We start from the raw sequence: 24,044 nt of genomic DNA, 5'->3' as shown, positions 1-24,044 counted from the left end.
GGCATCTACCAGTCCATCACCACCTTGCCGGAACTGCCGCTGCGCATCGCATCGAAGCCGGCTTGGAAATCGTCGATGCCGATGCGGTGCGTGATCAGGCCGGAGACATCCAGCGGGCCCTGCACAAGCGCGATCATCTTGTACCAGGTTTCGAACATCTCGCGGCCGTAGATGCCCTTGAGATGCAGCATCTTGAAGATGACCTTGTTCCAGTCGATCTCGAAGCCGGTCGGCGCGATGCCCAGAATGGCGATCTTGCCGCCATTGTTCATGGTGTCGATCATGTCGCGGAAGGCGGGAGCGGCGCCCGACATTTCGAGGCCGACGTCAAAGCCTTCGGTCATGCCAAGCGCCGGCATGATTTCCCGCAGCTTTTCCTTCGAGGCGTCGACGACATGCTGGACGCCGAGTTTCTTGGCCAGCGCCAGCCGCACCGGGTTGATGTCGGTGATGACCACTTTGCGCGCGCCGACGCATTGGGCGACGAGCGCGCCCATGATGCCGATCGGCCCGGCGCCGGTCACCAGCACATCCTCGCCGACCAGATCAAAGGACAATGCGGTGTGAACGGCATTGCCCAGCGGATCGAAGATCGCGGCGATCTCGTCGGGCACATCATCGGGGATCGGTACGACATTGTGCTGCGGGATCGCCAGATACTCGCCGAAGGCGCCGGGACGGTTGACGCCGACACCGAGCGTGTTGCGGCAGAGATGCCCTCGCCCAGCGCGGCAGTTGCGGCAATGACCGCAAACGATGTGGCCTTCGCCCGACACACGCTGGCCGACCTTGTATTCGGTGACCGCGGTGCCGAAATCGGCAACGGTGCCGACGAATTCGTGACCAGTCACCATCGGAACCGGCACCGTCTTCTGCGCCCACTGGTCCCAATTGTAGATATGCACGTCGGTGCCGCAGATCGCCGTCTTCTTGATCTTGATCAGCACGTCGTTGGGGCCGATTTCCGGCACCGGCACCTCTTCCATCCAGATGCCCGGTTCGGCCTTGGCCTTCACCAGCGCCTTCATCATGTTCGACATGCTTTTGTCCCTTGAATCTCTTGATCCGGAATCGCTTTTCGATTCTGGCCTGTCAGGAAATGACGCCGAGTTCGCGCCCGACGGCGGCAAACGCTTCCACCGCGCGGTCGATATCGGCGCTGGAATGGGCCGCCGACATCTGCGTGCGGATGCGGGCCTGCCCTTTCGGCACCACCGGGAAGGAGAAGCCGATGACATAGATGCCGCGCTTCAGCATGCGCGCCGCCATCTCCTGCGCCAGGCTGGCATCACCCAGCATCACCGGGATGATCGGATGATCGGCTCCGGCCAGCGTGAAGCCGAGTTTGCCCATCTGCGACCGGAAGCGCGCCGCATTGTCGTAGAGTTTGTCGCGCAGCCCATCGCCGTCCTTGATCAGTTCGAACACCTTGATCGAAGCGCCGGCGATCGCCGGCATCAGCGTGTTGGAGAAGAGGTAGGGCCGCGAGCGCTGGCGCAGCCAGTCGACCACCTGGCTCTTGCCTGATGTATAACCGCCCGACGCGCCGCCGAGCGCCTTGCCGAGCGTCCCGGTGATGATGTCGACCCTGCCCTCGACGCCGCAATGCTCGGCCGAGCCGCGGCCGTTCTGGCCGACGAAGCCGACGGCATGGCTGTCGTCGACCATCACCATGGCGTCGTATTTCTCGGCGAGGTCGCAGACACCCCTGAGATTGGCGATGATGCCATCCATCGAAAACACGCCGTCGGTGGCGATCAACCGGAAGCGGCAGTCCCGGGCTTCTTTCAGTCGCGCCTCGAGATCGGCCATATCGTTGTTGGCGTAGCGGAAACGTTTGGCCTTCGACAGCCTCACGCCATCGATGATCGAGGCATGATTCAAGGCATCCGAGATAATGGCGTCTTCCTCGCCCAGCAGCGTCTCGAACAGGCCGCCATTGGCATCGAAACAGGAGCCGTAGAGGATGGTGTCTTCCATGCCGAGGAAAGAGGAAATCGTGGATTCGAGCTGCTTGTGCTCTTCCTGCGTGCCGCAGATAAAGCGCACCGATGCCATCCCGTAGCCATAGCGGTCGAGCGCCTGCTTGGCAGCATTGCGCAAATCGGCGCTATCGGCGAGGCCGAGATAGTTGTTGGCACAGAAATTCAGCACCTTGTCGCCGCCAACCTCGATCTCGGCCGACTGCGTCGAAGTGATCACCCGCTCCGACTTGTAGAGGCCTGCCGATTTGAGCCCCACGAGTTCGCTGTCGATGTGGGAGAGGAATGCTGCGGTCATGGTCGGCCTCGTTGATGTGGGCTGACTGTCGTCTCGTCCGCGCGAAAAATCCATCGCAAAAACGACCGGACCGGTGGCAAGCAGCACGATGCGGGCCCGATGTCGATCATCATGCAGCCGCGGAACGACGCCGCGACAAAGGGTTCTGGCCGATGACCGCTCAAATGCCGGTACGGCGCTAAACGAGCCGATAACCATTTCGCGATCTTTCGACAGCCGCCCCTCGCCGGGCAGCCGTCGATTTCCGGTCCTGTTAACGTTTGCAGTTCAATGGTGCTCATACAAGAATCTTTAGGCAAGAATCCGTAGGCGAGAGGGCCGCCCCCGAAAATGTCGCAGCAGCCGGTGCAAACCGTTTCAGGCAAGCTCATACTGCTGATCAAGGCTGGCTATTGGCTGGCCCTGCTGATCATTGCGGCCATGGTGATAGCTTCCTTCATCCTGCTGCAGCAGATGATGGCCACCCAGCAGCACAACCACACCTTGCTCGACATCGTCAGCACGCAAAAGACGCTGTCGCAGCGCATCGTCTTCCTTGCCAGCGCAACGGGTGCCGGTTCACGCGACAAGCAACCGGCGCTGGTCAGCGCGCTCAAGCAGGCAACGGCGGAGTTCGAGACGAACTACGACCTGCTGCTCGATCAGACGGGAGCCGATCCGCAATCGCCGGCCAAGCTTGACCCGAAGTCGATCGAAAGCGTCCTTTTCGCCAAGCCCTTCCACCTCGACTATTTCTCGGTCGGGCTGATCGCCAATGGCGACCGCCTGATCTCGGCCTATGAATCGCAATTCAGCGGCAATGGCGGTTACAAGGGCGGCGGCGAACGCGTCAATCTCGACGCCTCTGTCGCCAATGCGACCTTGTCGGGCTATGCCGCGCTTGGCCAGCGCATCACTGCCGACGCCGACGACCGCTCCGAGAAGCTGCTCGCTCTCCACCGCACGCTGTTCTACGCCACAATCGGCGTCATCATACTGGTGGCGCTGTTCATCTTCAGGCCGATGTCGAACGCCATCCTGCGCAAGACACATGAATTGATCGACGCGCGCAATTCCATGGCCTTCATCGCGGTGCATGACGGCCTCACTGGCCTGCACAACCGCACGTTCCTGACCGATCATTTCGACACGCTGATCAAGGGCACGCACCGGCGTCGCGAACGCCTTGCCGTCGTCCAGCTCGATCTCGACCGATTCAAGCAGATCAACGATACGCTCGGCCACGCCGCCGGCGACTATGTGCTGGTCGTCACGGCACAGCGCATGCGCGATTCCTGCCGGGCGTCGGATCTGTGCGTGCGCCTGGGCGGCGACGAGTTCGTCATGATCCTCGGCGGCGCCGGCGGCACCGAAGACATCAATATGCTGGCGCGGCGCATCCTGGCACACATCAACGAGCCGATCGTCTTCCAGGGCACGACCATTCTCCCAGGCGCCAGCGCCGGCATCGCGGTCTATCCGATCGACGCCGACAATGCTGGGGATTTGCTGGTCCACGCCGATCTGGCGCTTTACTCCGCCAAGAAGCTTGGCGGCGGCAACTTCTCCTTCTTCTCCGAGGAGCTGCGCCGCGAACTCGACTATCGCAAGCAGCTCGAGCACGACATCAAGGTCGCCATCGCGGAGCGGGCGTTCCAGGTCTATTTCCAGCCGCAGGTCTCGCTGACCAACGGCACGATCAGCGGCATCGAGGCGCTGGTGCGCTGGAACCATGCGGAGCGCGGCATGATCCCGCCCGGCGAGTTCATTCCGGTCGCCGAGAAATGCGGCTTCATGCCCGAGATCGGCCGCATCGTCATCACCAAGGCGATCAACGAGGCGGCCGAATGGAATCGCGCCGGCATTGCCTTCGGACGGCTTGCCGTCAATGTTTCCGGCACCGAGCTGCGCGAGCACGACTTCGATGTGTTTTTGTTCGAGACGCTGGAAAAGGCCGGGCTGCCGCCGCAGAAACTGTCGCTGGAAATCGTCGAATCCGTCATCCTCGATGACGAAAAGACGGGCATCGCGGCCAAGCTGCGGCACATCCGGGCAGCCGGCGTCCATCTTGAACTCGATGATTTCGGCACCGGCTATGCTTCGCTCAGCCATGTCAACCCGAACGAGATCGACCGGCTGAAGATCGATCGCCGCTTCGTCCAGAACATCCATGAGAATGGCGACAACTCGAAGATCGTCCGCGCCATCACCGAGCTGGCGCGTGGCCTTGGCATCTCGATCGTCGCAGAGGGCGCCGAAACCGAGGCCGAGCTCAATTCGCTGATGGCGATCGGCTGCGACCAGGTGCAGGGCTACTCCATCGCCTTCCCGATGCCGCACGACAAGGCGCTGGAATGGCTGACCGCCCGCATGCCCAAGAAGGCCAAGCTGACGGTGCTGCAAGGAAGCCTGGCATAGGTTTGCCTTTTTGTTTGTGCATGTCGTTATCCCAAAACCGCTGCGCACTTTTGGGCGACATGCACCGGCTCGCCTTGACAAGCCGTTGTGGACATGGCGGCCTTGTCGTGATCGCAACCGGATATCGGGGCCGATGACACCGTTTCGGTTTGTGCTGGCGGCGCTTTTGATTTTTGCGGTTCCCGCCCAAGGGGCCGATCGCATAATCTATCTTACCTTCGACGATGGGCCGCTGAACGGCACAAGCAACATCCTCGATGTGCTGGAAGCCGAGCAGGTTCCTGCAACCCTATTCATGGTCGGCATGCACGCACAGGCTAGCGCCGCCAACAGAGCGCTCGTCCAGCGTGCCAGGCAGCTTCCTTTGGTGACGCTCGGCAACCACAGCTACAGCCATGCTTACAATCACTACCGGCATTTTTACGGCGACACCGAGGGTGTCGTCGCCGACATGGTACGGGCAAACGCGGTGCTCGGGTTGAAGCCCCTGGTGCATGCAAGACTGCCGGGGCGCGACGTGTTCAGGCTGCCCTCCATGTCGAAGAACGACACTTCGCTTGGCCTCGCCCAGGAGGGGCGTGAAGAGCCCGATTACGAGTTTGTCGCGGCCTCAGGCTTCTATCTCTACGGCTGGGACCATGAATGGGTGCACAAGGACAACGGCGAGCCGGTGCAGAGCGTCGATCATCTGGTCAGCGAGATCGATCACCTGTTCGGCTATGGCCGCTTCGTCAAGCCCGGCAAGCTGATCCTGCTGATGCATGACGAGATGTTCCAGAACGCGTTCGACGGCAAGACGAAGCTGACAAACCTGATCACCGCTCTGAAGCTGCGCCATTACACTTTTGGGACAATCCAGGGCTACGACGACTGAGCCGGCAAAGACGGCAAGCTCTTCAGCGGATTGAGCATTGGCACACCAAGTGGCGCGAAATGACGCTCGTTGTCCGTCAGTATCGTTAAACCATGAACCTCGGCAGTGGCAGCGATCGCTATGTCTTCAAATCCAGGCCGGTGCGCCCTCGCCCGATCCAGGATTAGTCCGGCAGCATGCGCGGCGCGCAAATCGAAGGGAAGCACTCTTTCTCCATAAAGGTGCTGAACCGCTTGCCACCAGCCGCGCAGCGAGTTCGCCTTTGTTGTCGCACCCTCACGTTCGGCCTTCGCTATTCCAGCGGCAACTTCAGATGCGGTGACAACGGACAGGAACAGATGGTTGCTCGCCTGGTCGAGCCAAGTCGCCAATGCATGCCGATCCGCTTTCTTGGACGGCGCCATTGCCGAGATGATATTGGTATCCAGCAGAAACATCGACCGCGTTACAACGCGACCTTGCGAGCCGGTTTGCGGGAACGAGGCGGAATATCGCCAAGGTCACCAGGGAAGGCCGCCAACAATTGTCCAAAACTTGGCACGCGCGAAAGCCTTTCATAGTCTTCGAAAGACAGAATGACAGCCTGCTTGCGCCCGTGACGGGTGATGACGGCAGGCGTCCCGGCGACGGCTTGATCGACCACCGCTGAAAGTGTTGCCTTGGCATCCTTCAACTGAATCTCGCGCATAGCTTGCTCCAAAATGACTAGAGTGGTCATATAGCAGAGCAACTCGGATCAAACAAGGCCTGTCGATCCCCCCAAGATCATCCCACATTCGCCCGCAACACGGCCAGCACCTGCGCGAACTCCGCCAGCCGCTCGTCGGACAGTCCGACCCGCAGCCGCTTGTCAAAGGAAAGCGCAGCCTTACGCAATGTCTCGAACATCGCTTCTCCGGCCGCGGTCAGTTCGACCAGATGAACCCGGCGGTTGACGGGATCACGGCGGCGCGTCAGCAGGCCCTGCGCCTCCATCGCGTTGAGATGGTGGGTCAACGTCGCGCCTTGGATGCCGATCATGCCGGCGAGTTCACGCTGATTGGCAAGCTTGCTCGACTTGACCGACAGCAGAGTGAGCCAGACCGGCAGCGTGCCACCGGCCTCGACCAGGGCAGCGTCGAAGGCCTGGGCAACCAGCTTGGCGGTTCGTCCGAGATTCATGCCGACTGGCGGGCGTTCGAAGGGTGTCATTGCAGGACACTAGACGGTGTCATGCACGGATGGAACTGGCGCGACTTATACATTAACATCTAACCATTTGATATCTAATTACCGAGAGATGGCGGGCTAAAGAGGAAATCCGGTCATGCAATATGTCTACATCGTCGTTATCGGCCTTCATGTCATGGCAGGTGTATTCTGGGCGGGTACGACGATCGCGGTCGGCCGTGACCCGGACATCCGGGCGGAACGGTTCTTCCGGCCGCAAATGGGCGCTGCCGGTCTGGTTTTCCTGACCGGCATACTGCTCTGGTATTTCTTTCACGAGGGCGTTTTCGGCTCGATGGAGAAGGTGCTGGCGCTGGGCATCGTGACGGCCCTGATCGCCGCCGGCGTGCAAGGCGCGCTGGTGGGCTCAGCCAGCAGGCAGCTTGCCGGTGCCGATGCGGCAACGGAAAGCCAGTTGCGCGCGAAGATGACAAGAGGCGAGCGCATCGCAGGGGGGCTGCTGGTGCTGACCGTGCTGTGCATGGCCACCGCCAGAATGTTTTGAGCGCCGCCACGCAGCACAAGCTCGCAGAATCGTACGTTATCTGGCGACGAGCCAATGACGTGCGGGCGCGCGGTCAGACCGAAGTACACGGGCTCTCGTACGCAGGTCCGACCGCGCGCCACCGATCCTCGCAATAGCTAATTTCAGATACGCAAGCCGAACCTGATGCCGTCATAGATGGCGGCGTGGATGTTGCGCGAGGCGACCGCGTCGCCGATGCGGAACAGCACGAAGCCGCCTTCTGGATTGCGCTTGGGAAAGATGTCGCCACCACTCACCAGCCGTTCGTAGTCGACCGCACCGCCATTCTTCGACAGAGGCTTTAGCGATAGGTAGAGATCATCGAGCGGCAGCGTACCGTGCTCGACCACCACCTGGTCGACCCTGCGCTCGCCGCGCCAGCCATCGGCGAAATCCGAAGCCAGCTCTGCGATCAGTTGATTGCCCTCGCGCCGCACCGAACGCAGCCGCGTGTTGATGGTGATGGTGACGCCCTTTTCCTGAAAGGCCCTGATATAGGGCACATGGTTCATGCCGCCCATTTCCGGGGCAAAGAAACGCTCCGGCGATACAAGCTCGAGTTTCGAGCCGGCATTGGCGATCAGTTCGGCGGCGCCCATGCCCTGATGGCCGCCATTGTCGTCATAGAGCAGCACATTTTCGGCCGGCTTGACGCTGCTGGCCATGATGTCCCAACTCGAGGTGACAAGGTTGTCGCCGGCCGTCAGCGGCGGGTTCTGCGGCAGGCCGCCGGTAGCGACCACCACCACATCGGGCGACAGCGCCAGGACATCGTCTTTTTCCGCCCAAGTGTCGTAGCGGATCTCGACGCCGAGCCGGTCGAGTTCAGCCAGCCGCCAGTCGATGATACCGATCAGTTCCTTGCGGCGCGGGTTCTGCGTCGCCAATCGCACCTGGCCGCCGGCCTGGCTCGATGCTTCAAGCACCATCACCTTGTGGCCGCGCTCGGCCGCGACCCGCGCAACCTCCAGCCCGCCGGCGCCGGCTCCGACGACCACGATTTTCTGCTTCGGTCCTTCGGTCTTGACGATGATATGCGGGATTTCGGCCTCGCGGCCGGTCGCGGCATTGTGGACGCAAAGCGCTTCGCCGCCCTCATAGATGCGGTCGAGACAATAGGTGGCGCCCACGCACGGGCGGATCTCATGCTCGCGCCCCTCCATCACCTTTTTGATGATGTGCGGATCGGCGATATGGGCGCGGGTCATGCCGACCATGTCGAGCTTGCCGGTGGCGATGGCGTGGCGTGCGGTGGCCACGTCGGATATGCGCGCCGCGTGGAAGGTCGGGAATTTCGTCGCCGCCCTCACCTCTCCGGCGAAATCAAGATGCGGCGAAGAGCGCATGCCGGTTACCGGGATGACCTTGGTCAGCGCCGCATCGCTCTCGATCGAGCCACGAATGATGTTGAGGAAATCGACCTTGCCGGAGCCCGCCAGCCGCCTGGCGATTTCGATCCCCTCCGCCTTCGACAGGCCTTTTTCGAAATCTTCGTCGGCGACCATGCGGATGCCGACGACGAATTTGTCGCCGACAGCTGCCCGCACGGCATCGAGCACCATGTTGGTGAAGCGCAGGCGATTGTCCAGCGAGCCGCCGAATTCGTCGTCGCGATGGTTGGTGGCCGGCGACCAGAAGCCGTCCATGAGATGGCCGTAGGATTCGAACTCGATGCCGTCGAGGCCGGCGGCCTCGCAGCGCTGGGCGGCCGAAGCATAGTCGGCGACGATGCGCTCGATGTCCCAGTCCTCGATCGTCTTCGGGAATGCGCGATGCGCCGGCTCACGCACCGGCGAGGCCGAGAGCACCGGCAGCCAGTCGGCCTTGTTCCAGCCGGTACGGCGGCCGAGATGGGTGATCTGGATCATCACCTTGCAGTCGTGCTCGTGGCAGGCGTCGGCGAGCTCGGCCAGCCACGGCACGATCCTGTCGTCATAGACATGCAGATTGCCGAAGGCGGCCGGGCTGTCGCGCGAGACGATCGCCGAGCCGGCGGTCATGGTCAGCGCCATGCCGCCCTTGGCCTTCTCTGCATGGTAGAGCCGGTAGCGCTGTTTCGGCATGCCGTCCTCGGAATAGGCCGGCTCATGGCTGGTCGACATGACCCGGTTCTTCAGCGTCAAATGTTTGAGCTGGTAGGGCTGGAGAAGCGGATCGTTGCTGGTCATCGTCTTCCTGCGGTTTCAAATTGTGCTAATGAGCGGCAAAATTCGTTTTCAAGCATGTCGTCCCGCACGCACTCCGGGCGCATGCGACAAGGATTGCGCCCATGATCGACACCAAAACCCTCACCCAGCTCGGCGCGCACGTCGAGACGCCACAAAGCCCCGAAGCAGCGGTCCTGGAGACCGTACCGTTTTCGCGTGGTGACGGACCGCCGGCGATCGTGCGCTTCACCTGTCCGGAATTCACCTCGCTGTGCCCCGTCACCGGCCAGCCGGACTTCGCCCATATCGTCATCGACTACGCACCCGATGCGGCTCTGGTGGAATCGAAGTCGCTCAAGCTGTTCATGACCTCGTTTCGCAACCATGGCGCCTTCCATGAAGACTGCACCGTCATGATCGGCCGCCGCATCGTGGCGGCAACCAAGCCGCTGTGGTTGCGCATAGGCGGCTATTGGTATCCACGCGGCGGCATTCCGATCGATGTGTTCTGGCAAACGGGCGCTCCGCCCGAAGGCGCCTGGCTGCCCGACACCGGGGTGGCGCCCTATCGCGGGCGGGGTTGAGCTCGCCCATCATTCGCACTGATATTGGCTGAGTGCCCATTCGCCGGTCACCGACAGCAGGTCCGATATCTTCCAGTCGCCGTCGACCCTCTTGAATTTCCATTCCAGCCGGTGCGGGTTGCCCGATATGACGAAGGCGACGATGACCTTGGCCTGGTCGCCGTTGATCGCCTCGAGCGTCTTCAGGCTCTTGTCGATCTCGGCCTTGTCGTAATCGGCATTATCGAGCGCCATGTTGGGGTCGAGGCACACGCCCTGCCCGGATTTGCGCAAGGCGTCGCTCTTGTCGAGCACGGTTTTGGCCGGGTCGATGAAATGGCTTCGCTCGGCTGGATCGATCTCCAGCCCGACCTGATCGTAAAACGGCCGCACCACAGCGGTCGGCGAGCCCGGCTGGATCGGTGCGGCCGGCGCGGCTTCGGCTGGCGACCATCCAACCGGCGGCGTTGCCGGTTCCACCCCGGTTCCGGGTGCATTTGCGGGCGGTGCCCCGCTGTCGCCCGGCTGGGTGCCGGCCGGGGCGTTTGCCGGCGGCGCACCCAACAGGCCTTGCGCGGCGGCGCCGCTCAGAGCCGCCAGCAGGCACACACCCGACAGTGCCAGGAACCGGCGATGGGCCATCGCTTCACTCCGGCGTCTGGCCGGCCATGCATTCCAGCGCACTGAGCGTCCAGTCGCTGGTCTTGGAAGCGATGTCCGATATCTTCCACTTGCCGTCGATCTTCTTGAGCGACCAGAGCATTTCACGCTTGGAATCGTCGCCCTCGGAGAACAGGCCGAAGGTTGCCGTGACCTGTGCGTTATCGCCATCCAGCTTCTCAGACAGTTTCAGCGTTTTCGAGACGGTTTTCTGATCGAAATCCTGGGCGTCGAGACCAGGATCGAAATCGATGCAGGCGACCTGGTCCGGGTTCTTCTTCGTTGCCTGGTCGTTCAGCTCGAACAGTTTCGTCACCGGTTCGGTGAACCGGTCCCGATATTGTTCGTCGGCCTCGAACTTGACCGCCGGGACATAGAAGAACTTCACCGCGTCGGATGCCGGTCCGGCGACGGCGGCGGCCGGCAGGGCTATCGAAAGGGCGGCAACGAGCACTGTCAGTCTCATGCAGAATCTCCGGCTTTTGATGGCTTGAGCCTATCAGTACCACGTATCCTGCATATCGGCTTTTTTGCGGCTCATGAAGTCCTGCCGCGCCTTGTTTCAGCCGTCCAGCCAGACGTTTTGAAGGTCCATCTCGAATGTCTGGTGGACACCATAGTTCTTCACCTTCTTGTACTGATGGCTGTAGAGCTTCTGCCAGAATGGCTGAATAATGACGCCCGAATCCTGCAGGATCTGCTCGACATCCTTCATGACCTCGCGTCGTTTCTCCACGTCGATGAGCGATAGCGCCTGCTTGAGCTTGGCGTCGAAATCGGGGTTGGAATATGCCGATTCATTCCAGGCCTCGCCGGTGCGATAGCCGAGCGCCAGCACCTGGACGCCAAGCGGACGCATGTACCAGATCGTCATCGAATAGGGATATTTCGTCCAGTCGTTCCAGAAGGTCGAACCCGGCAGCACCGTGCGCTTCACCTTGATCCCGGCATCGCGCAGCTGGCCGGCAATGGCGTCGCCGGTATTCTTCTGCCAATCGTCCTCGATGGTGATCAGCTCATGCTCGAAGTCAGCCTGTCCGGCTTCCGCCATCAGCTTCTTGGCGCCGGCGGCGTCGCGTGTCTTCTTGGGCAGCGGATAGTATTCCGGATGGATCGGGGCAACGTGGTGGTTTTCACCAGGGGTGCCTCGCCCGGCATAACCAAGTTGGAGGACCGCATTGTTGTCGACGGCCATTTGCAAGGCGTTGCGCACCCGCTTGTCGTCATAGGGCTTGTGAGTGATGTTGGTGCGGGCAACCAGCGTCGTCGCCGTCGCCACCTCCGATTTCACCAGATCCATCTTGTCGAGAATGTCGATGAAGTCGGCGGGCGACTCGAAATTGAGGTCGATCTCACCCGATTCGAACGCGTTAACGGTGGCGTTGAAATCGGTGCCGTAGTCGATGAACTCGACGCTGTCGAGCGGCGCTTCACCACCCCACCATTTGCCATTCTCACGACGCTTGACGACCGCCTTCTGGCCGACATCGTAGGAGACCAGTTCGAACGGTCCCGTGCCGATCGGCTTCTTGATCGGATCGGCACCATCGGCATCGAAGCTGCGATGGACGACGAGCGCCGGATAGTCGGTGAAATTCGGGATCAGTGAAATGTCTGGTTCGCTTAGCTTCAGCTTGACCGTGTTGTCGTCGACCTTGGTGATCGCACCATCCCTGGCCTTGCCGGTCTTTGTGTCGATCAGCGCGCCGACACGGGCGGCCATGGAATTGCCGGCGACATTCTTCTCGCACCAGCGCGTCAGATTGTGAGCGACGTCATCGGCGTTGAAGGCATCGCCGTTGTTCCATGTGATGCCCTTGCGCACATGCAGCACATATTCGGTGGCGTCGTCATTGATATCCCAGCTTTCGAGCAGAACCGGCTCGAAGGTGAACTGCCTGGTATAGCGGACAAGCGGCTCCAGCCAGCAACGCGAAATGTTCGCCAGTTCCACCCAGTCGTAAGTGCGCGGATCCTTCTGTCCCTTCACCGACATCGAGACGCGCAGCGTTCCGCCTTTCTTCGGCTCTTCGGCCAAGGCCCGATCCGGCACGGCAAGGCCGATCATGCCATAGGCAAGCGCCGTCGATGCGCCGAAGGCGCTTGCCAGCGCCAGAAACTCGCGCCGGTCGACACGACCCGCGCGTGCTTCGATCGCCATTGCCTCGATAGCGCTCGGCACGCGATCACCACTGCTTCTGAAGAATGCCATTTTTTCCTCCCGTCTGGTTCCCTTTGATCTTGGTTCTTCGCGTCAACTGACGCTGTCCGGCAGCCTCTCCTCGCGCCGCGCGATGAAATCCATCAGGCCATCGGCGATGCCTTCGTCGAGCTTCGGCTCCTGGTAATCCGCCAGCATATTGCGCGCCTTCTCGCGACCGCGCGTGTCGTGGTCCTTCGCCCCCTCTGCCTTCCACTGTTCGAACGAATTGAAGTCCATGATCGAGGGCATGAAGAAGGCGGACTCGAAATGTTCGAGCGTATGCTGAGTGCCGAGGAAATGGCCTTGCGGTCCGACCTCGCGGATGGCCGCCATCGCTTCCTTGAAATCGTCGAACGGCAGACCGCCGGCATATTTGTACCAGCCGATGAGCTGTTCGCAGTCGGTGGCGAATTTCGAATAGCCGCAGGTCAGGCCGGCCTCGAGCCACCCGGCGGAGTGCCAGATATAGTTGGCGCCGGCGAGGATGGCGGCATGCATCAGCATGTTCGCCTCGTAACCCGCCTGGGCGTCGTTGAGCTTCGACCCGACATGAAAGCCGGACGTGCGCCACGGCAGCCGGTATTTCCGCGCCAAGGCTCCCATCAGATACATCATCTGCGCCGCCTCGGGCGTGCCGCCCATCGGAGCGCCGGTCTTCATGTCCACCGTGACCATGAACTGCCCGTAGATCTGCGGCGACCCTGGGCGCAGCAGTTGCGTGAAGGCGACGCCCGCCAGCGCTTCCGCATTGACCTGCGCAACCGCGCCCACGGCGGACGCCGAAGTCGAGGCGCCGCACAGTGCGAAGGGTGCGAGGATCAGCGGCTGGTTGCTTCGCGCATAGACCTTCATCGCGTCCAGCATGGTGGCGTCCCACACCAGCGGCGAATTGCAGTTGGTGATCGACACCAGGACCGGATTGTCGCGGACATACTCCTCGCCGAACACGATTCCCGCCATCGCCATCGTGTCTTCCGCCCGCTCCTTGGACGTGACGATGCCCATGAACGGCTTGTCGGAATGCTTAAGCGCGGAATGGATGATGTGGAGGTGACGCTTCGGTACCGCGATTTCCATCGGCTCGCAAATGACCGAACTCGATGAATGCAGCGCCGGCGCCATGTAGGCGAGCTTGTGGAAATTGTTGAGGTCGGCCAGCGTGCCGTAGCGCCTGTTGTTGTCGAGGTCACGCACATAGGGCGCGCCATACATCGGCACGAAGATGGTATTGTTGCCGCCCACCCGCACCGTACGCTGCGGATTCCTCGCATTGAGCGTGAACTCCGACGGGACCTTCGATACCAGTTCCATCAGCAGGGCCCGGTCGATCCGCACACGAGTTTCCGAGACATCCGCGCCCGCCGCCTTCCACAGCGCGATAGCCTCGTCGTCGCGGAATTCGCATCCCACCTCTTCGAGGATCAAGAGCGACTCCTCGTGGATCAGTTCGACCGCCTCATCGGGGACCATCTGGTAGACGGGGATCTGGCGGACCAGGGTCGGGAACGACGTTACAGGGGCTCCGCGCAGCGCCTTGCGCCCCAGGCGGCCGCCACTGCGGCGGTTGGCATGTTCGGTGACTTCAGGGGCCGGTGCGTTCATGGCAACTCCATTCCACTCATGAAGGAGCCTAGCGCGACAAAATGGTGATGTGACGCTGGAAAATCCTGATCTCTTGTATAAGCTCAGATTATGCGAAGCCTGCGCCACCTCCTGCCCTCGGCCGGCAGCCTGATCGTCTTCGAGGCGGCCGGGCGGCTTTCGAGCTTCACCGCCGCCGGCCGCGAGCTCGGCATGACGCAGGCCGCCGTCTCCTATGCCGTGCGCGGGTTGGAAGAGCAGCTTGGCGCCAAGCTGTTCCAGCGCCGCCACCGCCAGGTTCTCCTGACCGAGGCCGGCGAGCGCTTCCATGCCGATGTCTCGCTTGGGCTTTCGCATATCCGCAAATCGGCGGAGGATCTACGCCTGCAGGCGACCGGCGGTCATGTCACGCTGGCCGCCTCGACCGCGTTCGGTTCGTTCTGGATGATGCCGCGCCTGCAGCAGTTCCGCGACGAACTGCCGGGCATCGACCTGCGTATCCAGACCGCCGACCGCGACCTCGACATCATCGCCGAAGGCATTCCGCTCGGCGTGCGCGGCGGCGCGCCGCGGGACTGGCCGGACTATCACTCGTTGCCGCTGGCGGACGAGGAGATATTTCCCGTCGCCGGCACCAGCTATGCGGCAAAGTTCGGCCTGCCCAAATCCGCTGCCGAACTGGCCACGCACCGCCTCATCCATCTGGAGGAGCCGTATCGCGAGGCGGCCAGCTGGGACGAATGGTTCCAGTCGGCGGGCGCCAATCTCAGCGATACCGCGCGCGGCCTGCGCATCAACGATTACGGCCTGGTGATTCAGGGCGTCATGGAAGGCCAAGGCATTGCGCTCGGCTGGCGGCATCTCGCCGAGCGGTTGCTGGCGTCGGGCTTGCTGGTGCCGGTGACGGATCATGTGCTGAAGACCGGCAAGGCGTTCTATGTCGTCTGGCCGAAGAACCGGGAACTCAGCGACAACGCCCGCAAGGTGCGCGACTGGCTGGCCGCTCAGGCATGAGGGGCAGTGCCTCCCAGTCCCTTGGAAGTCGGCGGGACAGCACCCCCCTCTGTCCTGCCGGAGATCTCCCCCGCAAGTGGGGAGATTGGCAGTTCCAGCCTCGCCACCCTTCCTGCAGCGCTGCAGATTGGCGAAAGCCGTGGCGACATCCGATCTCCCTCCTTGCGGGGGAGATGGCCGGCAGGCCAGAGGGGGGTGCTGTCCCGCCAGCATCATCGCTATTCCGCCGACATCGAATGCTTCCTCATCGGCGTCGAATCCGCCTATAGTGGCGCCATGCCCATCCGCCAGCTTTCCGAAACGATGATCAACCAGATCGCCGCCGGCGAAGTCATCGAGCGTCCCGCAAGCGTGGTCAAGGAACTGGTCGAGAATGCGCTCGACGCCGGTGCTTCGCGCGTCGAGATCGTCACAGCCGGCGGCGGGCTGAACCTGATCCGCGTCACCGATGACGGTTCCGGCATTCCCGAACGGGAGCTGACGCTGGCGATCGCACGTCATTGCACCTCCAAGCTCACCAAGGATATCAACGACATCCGCTCGCTGGGCTTCCGCGGCGAAGCGCTGCCGTCGATCGGCTCGGTGTCGCGACTTTCGATCCGCTCGCGCACGGCAGCAAGTGACAGCGCCGCCGAGATCGGCATCGAGGGTGGCCGCGTCCTGCCTGTCAGGCCGGCGGCGGCCAATCGCGGCACCACGGTCGAGGTGCGCGACCTGTTCTTCGCAACGCCGGCCCGATTAAAGTTCATGAAGGGCGAGCGCGCCGAAAGCTCGGCCACCAGCGATGTGGTCAAGCGCATCGCCATCGCCTTCCCCGCCGTGCGCTTCACGCTGGCCGGCTCGGACCGCTCGACGCTGGAATTGCCGGCGGCGGATGACAGCGCGGAAGGCAGCCTGCGCCGTGTCGCCCAGGTGATGGGCGCCGACTTTCCGGACAATTCTATTGCCCTCGACGCGATGCGCGAAGGCGTGCATCTGACCGGCCACGTGTCGATCCCGTCCTTCACCCGCGCCAACGCGCTGCAGCAATATGCCTATGTGAACGGCCGCCCGGTGCGCGACAAACTGATCGCCGGCGCCATACGCGGTGCCTACGCCGACGTCCTGCCGCGCGACCGCCATGCGGTGACGGTGCTGTTCCTGACGCTCGACCCGGCCATCGTCGACGTCAATGTTCATCCAGCCAAGGCCGATGTGCGCTTCCGCGATCCCGGCCTTGTGCGCGGACTGATCGTCGGGGCAATCCGACAGGCACTGGCCGATGCCGGCGTCCGCGCCGCCACCACGGGGGCCGCCGGCATGATGGCGGCGTTCCGGCCAGGGGCCGCATCCTACGGCCACGGTGGAGCGGCAAACGGCCACCGCAGCTACGACGCGGCCTACCGCGCCTCGGGTCCGTCCGGCTTCGATCCCGCCCGGTCGTCGCAGCGGCCGCTCGATATGGGTTTCGAGGGTGCGGGCTTCCAGCAGCGCGGCTTGCATGAAAACGAGCAAGCGGCTTTCGATGCCGGTCCGCAGCATAGCGCCGATGCACGCGCAGGGCAGGATAAAGCGGCCGAGACGCTGCTCGGCGCGGTGCTGGGCGCGGCGCGCGCCCAGGTGCATGAGAACTACATCGTCGCCCAGACCAGGGATTCGCTCATCATCGTCGACCAGCATGCGGCGCATGAACGGCTGGTCTACGAGGCGCTGAAGAATGCGCTGCACTCGCGCCCGGTGCCCTCGCAGATGCTGCTTCTGCCCGAGATCATCGACCTGCCGGAGGAGGATGCCGAGCGGCTTGCGCTGCATTCGGAAACGCTGGCCCGCTTCGGTCTCGGCATCGAGCGCTTCGGCCCCGGCGCCGTCGCGGTGCGCGAGACGCCGTCGATGCTGGGCGAGACCAATGTCGGGCAATTGGTGCGCGACCTCGCCGACGAGATCGCCGACAACGACACGGTCGACACGCTGAAGGAGCGGCTGGACAAAATAGCCGCGACCATGGCCTGCCACGGCTCTGTGCGCTCCGGCCGCCTGCTCAAGGCCGAGGAGATGAATGCCCTGCTGCGGCAGATGGAGGCGACGCCCGGCTCGGGCACCTGCAATCACGGTCGCCCGACCTACATCGAACTTAAGCTGGCGGATATCGAACGGCTTTTCGGGCGGCGATAGCTGCGGACGGATTGCGGGCCATCGCTTCACCACTTGAGACCGGCAAGCCAAGGAGATCGGCCGACAATGCGGTCACCCGCGATTTTCGCCTGGCGGCCCGAGCAGCGCGATCGCAGCCGCCGCCAGCAGGAGGATCGCACCGGCGATTTCAGCCCAGCCGACCGCCTCGCCGAAGAGCCAGGCTCCGGCCGCTAAAGCGACGATCGGCGAAACGAAGGCGTAGAGCCCGGCACGGACGGTGCCCCAATCACGCATCAGCACGAGATAGAGCGTATAGGCGACGATCGTGCCAAACAGCGACAGGAACAGCAGACTGCCGATGGCGGCCGGCGTGTGCAGCGCCTCGAGCGTCTCACCCGAGATCGGCTCCAGCACGAGCGACAGCGCAAGCAGTGCAACACCGCCGATCGCAGCCTGGACCATTGTCAGCGCCAGTGGTTTGACCGCGCCCACCAGCGGGCGCGAAACCACGCTGCCGAAGCAATAACAAGCGGTCGCAACGACGATCGCAGCGAGCCCGATGCCGCTCGAACCGCTTCCCGCGCCAAGCCGCGTCCAGAACAGCCCAACCAGCCCAATGCTGCCGATAGCGAGCGCGGAAGCGTGGCGCCAGGTCGGTCGCTCCTCGCCGGTGAATGCGGCAATCGCGAACAGCAGGATCGGGATCAGCGCCAGGTTGACCAGCCCCGACAATCCCGAGGGCACGTGCTGCATTCCCCAGAAAAGCAGACCGTAGGTGCCGGTATTGACCAGCAATGCCGAGACCACCGTTCGCCCCGTTCGCCCGTGGGCGAATGCCGCGCCGGCTCCACGCACCGCTGTTGCCAGAAGCGCGGCGGTCAGCAAATAGCGCGCCGCCGCCAGCAGTAGCGGAGGCACGTCATTGAGACCGAGCTTGATCGCCGCCCAGGTCAGCCCCCAGATCAGCGACATCACCGCGAAGAAGGCGAGATTGCGAACCACCAGATTCGCCGCTCAGCGCAGTCCCTGACGATCGACAAGTATCCGGTGGATGTCGATCCGCTCCGGCAGCTCGATCAGGAACTCGGCATCGCGGTCCAGATGATGGACTTTGGTCGGTTCGCCTCTGGTAAAGGCCGTCATCGCTTGCATGTCGGCCCAATACGAGATGGTTGTGAACCACGTCTCGGCATCGCGGTCTTCGCGCAGCAATTGGACGCCAAGCGCCGTCTTCTCGAGGGGCGGAATACCCTCGGCACGCAGGTATGGCTCATAGGCGTCGGCGACGTCGCGGCGGGTGCGACCGCGCCAGATGCGCGCGATGGTCGGTTTGGTCGGCATGAGGTTCTCCTTCAGACAGGGGACAACAACTGAGCGCAGCAAGCGACGCCGGGTGAGATCAGCCGTGAACACGAGCCAGGAAATCGCGGACCAGCGGCAGCGCGTCGTCGAAATGTGTCTCGAGCAGCCAGTGACCCGCCCCCTCGATCAGATGCAGTTCCGCATCGGGCAGATCGCGATTATAGGCCTGCGCCGACGCCGCGGGCATATAGCCGTCCTCTGGCCCCCAAACGATCAGCGTGGGCGGGTGGTGTTCACGCAAATAAGCCTGGTAACGCGGAAACCAATTGAGATTGGCTTCCAGCTTCTCCATCAGACCGACGGCGATCTGCCGACGAACCGGCGTGTTCATCAATGGCCAGTGAAGGCTCCAGAGATCGGGCGGCACGCGGATTGCAACGTCGTCAGCCACTTCCCCGATGAACTCGCCCCGGAACCCGTCCTCGCTCACCGCGGCCTCGAGCGGACGGTGCTTGTCGGCGGTCTTGTCGGTCCACCAAGCCTTGATCGTGGCGTATTTGGGGCCAAGCACGTCCTCGTAGATGTCGCCGTTCTGGATGATCAGGGCGCTGATCCGCTCCGGGTGCGAGATCGCATGCCGGAGTCCTATCTGCGAGCCATAATCATGCAGCCACAAGGCGTAGCGTTCGAGACCGAATTCATCGGCAAGTTTGGAAAGCACGTTGGAATAGGCGGCGAAATCATAGCCGAAGGCAGCCGAATCGGGTGTGCCACTGTATCCGAAGCCGGGCCAGTCGAATGCAATCGTTCGCCAGCGGTCGGCGAGCGCCGGCATCAGTCGGCGGAATTGGAACGAAGAGCAGGGATAGCCGTGCGGCAAGAGCAAGACAGGTGCTTCTGGCGGCCCTGCCTCGCGATAAAAAATGGATAGATCATCCAGTTGCATGCGTCGGTGCGTCGTTGCACCCGGCATTCGGACCTCCGTCGAATAAACACCGGCTAAACGCCTTTGACCGAGGGATCGTTCCGAATGAGGGAAACGGCAATATGGATCAGGCCGGATCTCCGGATGACCAGCAAGGCAGGCAAAGGCGCAACTCCCGCCCGGGGAATGGCTCCGACTTACCAAATCATCTCTTCAAATTCACCACGATGACACCGCCCAGCGCCAGCGCGCCGCCGATTATGCCGAGCAGCGTCGGGACTTCGCCCAGCCAGAAGAAGCCGATCAGCGCGGACATCGGCGAGACCAGATAGAGGAAGTTGGAGGCACGTGCGGCGGGCAGACGCGACAGCGCGGTCGCCCAGGCGGCATAGGCGATCAGGCTGGGCACGATGCCAAGAAAGATGACGGCGCCGAGGCCTGCCGTGTCGGCAACCGCCGCCTGCGAAAAGGCCGACGGCAGGAAGGGCGCCAGGCATAGTGCGCCGAGCACCATGTTCGAAGCCGAAATGGTCAACGGATGATGGCGGGCAAACAGCGGCTTCTGGACGATAGTGTTGACGGCCGAGCACAAGGCCGAACCAAGCACCAGAAGAGCACCGGTGTTGAAAGACAGGCCATGCCCGTCGGCCATGGCGATGACGCCAATGCCGGCGAAGGAAATCACCGTGCCGGCCCAGGCCATGCCCGAAAAGCGCTCGCCCAGCAGGACCATCGCCATGATGGCGGTGAAGATCGGGCTGACATTGATGATGAAGCCGGCGGCACCGGCCGAGACGGTCAGTTCGCCGAAATTGAGCATGACGGTATAAAGCGCGACGAAGATGGCGCCGCCAAAGACAAGGCGCCACACTTCGTCGAGCCTGGGCAGCACCGGGCGCTTGACGGCCAGGAAGATCGCCGCCGGCACCGCGGCGATGGCAAAGCGCAATGCACCCAATTCCAGCGGTCCGAAGGCGGCGAGACCGGCTCGGATGGCGGGAAAGGCAGAAGCCCAGCCGACCACCGTCAGCGCGACAGCAATGGCTGCCGTGGTGTCCATCCGCTGTGTCGAATTCAACGTGCCCGTCATCGCGCTCATCTCACTGCCCTCGTATTCTTCGGTCCTGAGAGGCAGAAAACGCCATTTCAGGCCAGTTGACAAACGACCAAATCGAGGATCACCTGTGACTATGGATCACAGCTCGGACACAATGGTGCCGCTCGAGACGCTGCGCGCCTTCGATGCGGCGGCGCGGACAGGCAGCTTTTCGGCGGCCGCCGAAAAGCTCAATATCACCCATGGCGCCGTCAGCCGGCAGATCGCCAAGCTCGAGGACTGGCTGGGATTGAAAGTCTTCGACCGTGGTGCGCGCGGCGTCTCGCTGACGATCGAGGGGAACCGGCTGCATCTGCGCACGTCGGAAGCCTTTGCGCTGATATCGACCCATTCCGACCGCTGGGTCGAGCCGCGTGGCACCGCCGTGGTGCGGCTGACCTCGATCCCCTCGGTCAGCGGGCTGTGGCTGATGCCGCGCATGGCGGCTCTGGAGAACAATCCCTCGAAGCTGCGCATCGTGCTCGATGTCGACATCCGCCAGGCCGACCTTGCCGATGAGGGTATCGATCTCTCCATCCGCTGTGGACGCGGCGGCATTCCGGGCCGCGTCTCGGTGCAGCTTTTCGAGGAACATGTCTTCCCCGTCGCGTCACCCGGGCTTGCCCGCGAGATCGGCCGCGGCGACCCGGCCCGGCTGCTCAAATATCCGCTGATCAACGATTCCGACGCGTCTGCCTGGCGCGCCTGGTTTGCCGCGCAAGGCATGGATTATCGCCCGCGCCCGCAGGACCGCCGCTTCGAGGACTACAATCTGGTGCTCGACGCCGCCGCCTATGGGCTGGGCATCGCGCTGGCACGCCCACCCCTGACCGGGCATCAATTGCAATCGGGCCGCATCACTCCCGTCGATGAGCGCACCGCGCTCAATCCGGTGTCCTACTGGCTTGACCGGCCGATCGGGCGGCCGCGTGCCGCAGCCGCCGACCTCGCCCGCCGCATCGCGGCAGAGGCCGGGCTGGCTCCGGACAAGATCGAGGCGTTTATCGAAGCCGAGCGATAGGCCTCTCGGACATATATCGAGAACCGGCCGATTCGAAGCTCAGCGAAGCAACAACAGAACGAACCCGAGGATCACGATTCCCAGAAAACCGGCCATTATCGAAACAAAGCCAATTTTCACCAGCAACTGCTCAGGGTTCGGCACCGCACCATGGGATTGATTGGCCGGCCTGTGCCTGCCCGCCAATGTACCCAGGGCGGCAGCGTTGCGCGGGACTGGAGCCTGCGGCGGGATAAGCGACAGCAATGACAGCCCCGCAACCTTGGCAGGGGCATTGTCATTGGCCGTTGTCGAAAGCGGCAAGAAGGCTCGCAGCGTTTCGGCTTCGGGTTCTGCCTTTCTCGCCGCGATCGTTGCCAACGCCGCCTCTTCGCCCGTCTCAAGTTGGGCAAGATAGGCATCGACGATGCCAGCCGATGCGATCTGCTGCGATTTGACGGCCATCGGCGCGGCCGGCAAAGTCAACAGCGCTGGCGCTGTCTGTTGTGCGAGCAGAGACGGCGCCGGCGGCTGGACCAGCGCCTTGACCAGTGCCGTCATGACTGGATCAGCCTGCCCCGAGGGCACTGCCTGCGGCGTCATCACTTCCCTGAGCAAGGCGGGAAGACGAGTGGAGGAAATGTCCATTGCGGCCTGCCAACACCATTTTTCCGCCTCACAATAAGCGTTCAGCATTGTCTCAGGCTTGTCGCATGCTTGACCTCGCCGGGAATTTATGGCGATGAAATCCTCATGAACCCTGGCGTCCCCGCATGATGAACCGTTTCGAAGGCCCCGGCGGCAAGGAAGCCCGCATCCGCTATTTGGATGGCGACTTCCAGGTTACCAGTCCCGGCGCGTTCGTGCGTTGCGCGGTGACAGGCGAAAGCATTCCGCTCGACGAGTTGAAATACTGGAGCGTCGCCAGGCAGGAGCCCTACATCAGCGCCACCGCCTCGCTGCGCCGCGAAATCGAGATGCATCCGGAGCTGCGTAAGCGCGGTTAGAGCAGTTCCCCGTTTCACGGAACGGCGAACCGCTCCAGCTCTTTGTTTGACGCAATTCCCAAGGGAAAGCGCTATGCGCTTTTTCCCAGGAAAACCGTTTCACACTTTTCCTGGAATTGCTTTAGCCCTTCAGCTTGCGCTGGCGCCAGGCATCGAGCGTCTCGTCGATGATGCGCTCGGGAACGTGGTCGAGTTCGAAGACCGTGTCGATCTCGAGCACCTCGAGCCGGTCGAGGAAGTCCTGTGAGGCGCCGTGGCGCAGCCGGGCGGCGTCCTTGGCGGTGGTGATGAGCACCAGCCCTTCGGCGTGCGCGGTCGCCGCCAACTCGGCAAGTTCGTCCTCGGCATAGAAATGATGGTCCGGAAACGGCCGCGTCAACGCCAGTTCGCCGCCGGCTTCGCGCACCGTGTCGAAGAATTTCTCGGGATGGCCTATACCGGCGAAGGCGAGGAACCGCTTGCCGGCAAGCCCTGCCTTGCCGCTTGGCTCTGTATGGGCCTCGAAGATCGGCCGGCCGGCGCGTGCCGCCTGGCGGACGACGGCGTCGGCGGCAGTGCCCTCGCCCATTTTCAACAGCCCGCTGGTGAAGACCAGTTGATCGACGATCCTGGCTCGGAGCGGACCGCCCGGAATGACACGGCCATTGCCGATGCCATAGCGCGCATCGACGACGACCAGCGCATAGTCGATGTGGATGCGGGCGCTCTGGAATCCATCGTCCATGATCAGGAAATCGCAGCCATGCCGTTCCAGCAGCAGCCGGGCACCGGCGGCGCGGTTGGGCGTCACCGCCACCGGCGCGTGTTCGGCCAGCAGGAGCGGCTCGTCGCCGACATGCCTGGCGCTGTCGTGATGGATATCGACGACATGCGGCTCGGCGAAGGAGCCGCCATGGCCGCGCGACAGGAAGCCTGGTTTCAGATGCATGCGCTTGGCCTTTTCGGCGAGCGCGATGGCCACCGGTGTCTTGCCGGTGCCGCCAACCGTAAAATTGCCGATGCACAGAACGGGTGCCTCGATCTTCTCGCGCTTGGCCCGCCGCATGCCGCGGCCGGCGGCGGCGGCATAGATGGCCGATAGCGGCGACAGCGCCAAGACCCGCCAGTCCGGCTCTTCCCACCAGAATGGTGGTGCTTCGGAGGCCACG

Annotated in this window: 24 protein-coding genes; 8 read left to right on the top strand and 16 right to left on the bottom strand. The window is 62.9% G+C overall.

What is annotated here, in order from left to right; translation table 11 throughout:
* Nucleotides 1–5 precede the first annotated feature (5 nt).
* Nucleotides 6–1,040, bottom strand: a complete 1,035-nt coding sequence (gene tdh / locus NKJ00_RS11090; RefSeq protein WP_352629719.1) for an L-threonine 3-dehydrogenase — start codon at nucleotides 1,038–1,040, stop codon at nucleotides 6–8.
* A gap of 52 nt (nucleotides 1,041–1,092) precedes the next feature.
* Entirely contained in the window at nucleotides 1,093–2,280 is a 1,188-nt protein-coding gene (locus NKJ00_RS11085; RefSeq protein ID WP_128305076.1) for a glycine C-acetyltransferase, read from the bottom strand.
* A gap of 330 nt (nucleotides 2,281–2,610) precedes the next feature.
* Between NKJ00_RS11085 and NKJ00_RS11080 the strand changes: the two genes are divergently transcribed.
* Nucleotides 2,611–4,677, top strand: coding sequence for a putative bifunctional diguanylate cyclase/phosphodiesterase (locus tag NKJ00_RS11080; protein ID WP_352629716.1), 2,067 nt, complete (start codon nucleotides 2,611–2,613; stop codon nucleotides 4,675–4,677).
* Nucleotides 4,678–4,810: 133 nt separating this feature from the next.
* Nucleotides 4,811–5,551 (top strand): polysaccharide deacetylase family protein, encoded by a 741-nt coding sequence (locus NKJ00_RS11075; protein WP_352442452.1) that lies wholly within the window; start codon nucleotides 4,811–4,813, stop codon nucleotides 5,549–5,551.
* Here NKJ00_RS11075 and NKJ00_RS11070 read toward each other — a convergent pair.
* From NKJ00_RS11070 to NKJ00_RS11060, 3 genes are all read right to left on the bottom strand, one after another.
* Nucleotides 5,539–5,988 (bottom strand): type II toxin-antitoxin system VapC family toxin, encoded by a 450-nt coding sequence (locus tag NKJ00_RS11070; protein WP_023813577.1) that lies wholly within the window; start codon nucleotides 5,986–5,988, stop codon nucleotides 5,539–5,541. The genes NKJ00_RS11075 and NKJ00_RS11070 overlap by 13 nt on opposite strands.
* A gap of 8 nt (nucleotides 5,989–5,996) precedes the next feature.
* Complete coding sequence (locus NKJ00_RS11065; protein ID WP_023813576.1) at nucleotides 5,997–6,239, bottom strand: type II toxin-antitoxin system Phd/YefM family antitoxin; 243 nt, start codon at nucleotides 6,237–6,239, stop codon at nucleotides 5,997–5,999.
* A 77-nt stretch (nucleotides 6,240–6,316) separates the two neighbouring features.
* Nucleotides 6,317–6,742 carry a MarR family winged helix-turn-helix transcriptional regulator gene (locus NKJ00_RS11060; RefSeq protein WP_128305073.1) on the bottom strand — a complete coding sequence of 142 codons (426 nt, stop codon included), beginning with the start codon at nucleotides 6,740–6,742 and terminating at the stop codon, nucleotides 6,317–6,319.
* 115 nt (nucleotides 6,743–6,857) lie between these two features.
* On the opposite strand from NKJ00_RS11060, the gene NKJ00_RS11055 reads away from it, so the two are divergent.
* Nucleotides 6,858–7,265: a hypothetical protein gene (locus tag NKJ00_RS11055; RefSeq protein WP_127258021.1), complete on the top strand. Its 408-nt coding sequence runs from the start codon at nucleotides 6,858–6,860 to the stop codon at nucleotides 7,263–7,265.
* 143 nt (nucleotides 7,266–7,408) lie between these two features.
* On the opposite strand, the gene NKJ00_RS11050 is transcribed toward NKJ00_RS11055, so the two are convergent.
* The gene (locus NKJ00_RS11050; protein WP_023813573.1) at nucleotides 7,409–9,454 is read right to left on the bottom strand and encodes an NADH:flavin oxidoreductase; all 2,046 of its coding nucleotides are present in this window, start codon (nucleotides 9,452–9,454) and stop codon (nucleotides 7,409–7,411) included.
* A 101-nt stretch (nucleotides 9,455–9,555) separates the two neighbouring features.
* Between NKJ00_RS11050 and queF the strand changes: the two genes are divergently transcribed.
* Nucleotides 9,556–10,017 (top strand): preQ(1) synthase, encoded by a 462-nt coding sequence (queF, locus tag NKJ00_RS11045; RefSeq protein ID WP_010915503.1) that lies wholly within the window; start codon nucleotides 9,556–9,558, stop codon nucleotides 10,015–10,017.
* A gap of 9 nt (nucleotides 10,018–10,026) precedes the next feature.
* Here queF and NKJ00_RS11040 read toward each other — a convergent pair whose 3' ends face one another.
* The 4 genes from NKJ00_RS11040 to NKJ00_RS11025 form a co-directional block, all read right to left on the bottom strand.
* A complete protein-coding gene (locus NKJ00_RS11040; RefSeq protein ID WP_352629715.1) occupies nucleotides 10,027–10,638 on the bottom strand; it encodes a hypothetical protein in 612 nt (203 codons plus the stop codon).
* Between the two features lie 4 nt (nucleotides 10,639–10,642).
* Complete coding sequence (locus NKJ00_RS11035; protein WP_352611654.1) at nucleotides 10,643–11,122, bottom strand: DUF3828 domain-containing protein; 480 nt, start codon at nucleotides 11,120–11,122, stop codon at nucleotides 10,643–10,645.
* A 96-nt stretch (nucleotides 11,123–11,218) separates the two neighbouring features.
* Nucleotides 11,219–12,868, bottom strand: coding sequence for an ABC transporter substrate-binding protein (locus tag NKJ00_RS11030; RefSeq protein ID WP_352611653.1), 1,650 nt, complete (start codon nucleotides 12,866–12,868; stop codon nucleotides 11,219–11,221).
* Nucleotides 12,869–12,910: 42 nt separating this feature from the next.
* Nucleotides 12,911–14,461, bottom strand: coding sequence for a trimethylamine methyltransferase family protein (locus tag NKJ00_RS11025; protein ID WP_352629713.1), 1,551 nt, complete (start codon nucleotides 14,459–14,461; stop codon nucleotides 12,911–12,913).
* A 90-nt stretch (nucleotides 14,462–14,551) separates the two neighbouring features.
* Here NKJ00_RS11025 and NKJ00_RS11020 point away from each other — a divergent pair, with 90 nt between their 5' ends.
* Entirely contained in the window at nucleotides 14,552–15,454 is a 903-nt protein-coding gene (locus NKJ00_RS11020) for a LysR substrate-binding domain-containing protein (protein WP_127288978.1), read from the top strand.
* A gap of 276 nt (nucleotides 15,455–15,730) precedes the next feature.
* Complete coding sequence (gene mutL / locus NKJ00_RS11015; protein ID WP_352611714.1) at nucleotides 15,731–17,605, top strand: DNA mismatch repair endonuclease MutL; 1,875 nt, start codon at nucleotides 15,731–15,733, stop codon at nucleotides 17,603–17,605.
* A gap of 72 nt (nucleotides 17,606–17,677) precedes the next feature.
* Here mutL and NKJ00_RS11010 read toward each other — a convergent pair whose 3' ends face one another.
* The 4 genes from NKJ00_RS11010 to NKJ00_RS10995 form a co-directional block, all read right to left on the bottom strand.
* Complete coding sequence (locus NKJ00_RS11010; RefSeq protein ID WP_023813567.1) at nucleotides 17,678–18,568, bottom strand: DMT family transporter; 891 nt, start codon at nucleotides 18,566–18,568, stop codon at nucleotides 17,678–17,680.
* A 12-nt stretch (nucleotides 18,569–18,580) separates the two neighbouring features.
* Entirely contained in the window at nucleotides 18,581–18,907 is a 327-nt protein-coding gene (locus tag NKJ00_RS11005; RefSeq protein ID WP_023813566.1) for an antibiotic biosynthesis monooxygenase family protein, read from the bottom strand.
* Between the two features lie 58 nt (nucleotides 18,908–18,965).
* Nucleotides 18,966–19,841: an alpha/beta fold hydrolase gene (locus tag NKJ00_RS11000; RefSeq protein ID WP_352611652.1), complete on the bottom strand. Its 876-nt coding sequence runs from the start codon at nucleotides 19,839–19,841 to the stop codon at nucleotides 18,966–18,968.
* A 157-nt stretch (nucleotides 19,842–19,998) separates the two neighbouring features.
* Nucleotides 19,999–20,892, bottom strand: coding sequence for a DMT family transporter (locus NKJ00_RS10995; RefSeq protein WP_023813564.1), 894 nt, complete (start codon nucleotides 20,890–20,892; stop codon nucleotides 19,999–20,001).
* Between the two features lie 91 nt (nucleotides 20,893–20,983).
* Between NKJ00_RS10995 and NKJ00_RS10990 the strand changes: the two genes are divergently transcribed.
* On the top strand, nucleotides 20,984–21,910 hold the full coding sequence (locus tag NKJ00_RS10990; protein ID WP_352611651.1) for a LysR family transcriptional regulator: 927 nt from the start codon (nucleotides 20,984–20,986) through the stop codon (nucleotides 21,908–21,910).
* Nucleotides 21,911–21,949: 39 nt separating this feature from the next.
* Here the strand turns inward: NKJ00_RS10990 and NKJ00_RS10985 are convergent, their stop codons facing one another.
* Nucleotides 21,950–22,537 (bottom strand): hypothetical protein, encoded by a 588-nt coding sequence (locus NKJ00_RS10985; RefSeq protein WP_352611650.1) that lies wholly within the window; start codon nucleotides 22,535–22,537, stop codon nucleotides 21,950–21,952.
* Between the two features lie 125 nt (nucleotides 22,538–22,662).
* Between NKJ00_RS10985 and NKJ00_RS10980 the strand changes: the two genes are divergently transcribed.
* Nucleotides 22,663–22,896 (top strand): DUF2093 domain-containing protein, encoded by a 234-nt coding sequence (locus tag NKJ00_RS10980; RefSeq protein WP_031213688.1) that lies wholly within the window; start codon nucleotides 22,663–22,665, stop codon nucleotides 22,894–22,896.
* Between the two features lie 121 nt (nucleotides 22,897–23,017).
* Here the strand turns inward: NKJ00_RS10980 and lpxK are convergent, their stop codons facing one another.
* Nucleotides 23,018–24,043: a tetraacyldisaccharide 4'-kinase gene (gene lpxK, locus NKJ00_RS10975; RefSeq protein ID WP_352611649.1), complete on the bottom strand. Its 1,026-nt coding sequence runs from the start codon at nucleotides 24,041–24,043 to the stop codon at nucleotides 23,018–23,020.
* Nucleotide 24,044 lies beyond the last annotated feature (1 nt).

Source organism: Mesorhizobium sp. M0227 (genome assembly GCF_040321855.1).
Taxonomy (GTDB): Bacteria; Pseudomonadota; Alphaproteobacteria; order Rhizobiales; family Rhizobiaceae; genus Mesorhizobium.
This window is presented reverse-complemented; position numbering and strand designations above follow the sequence as displayed.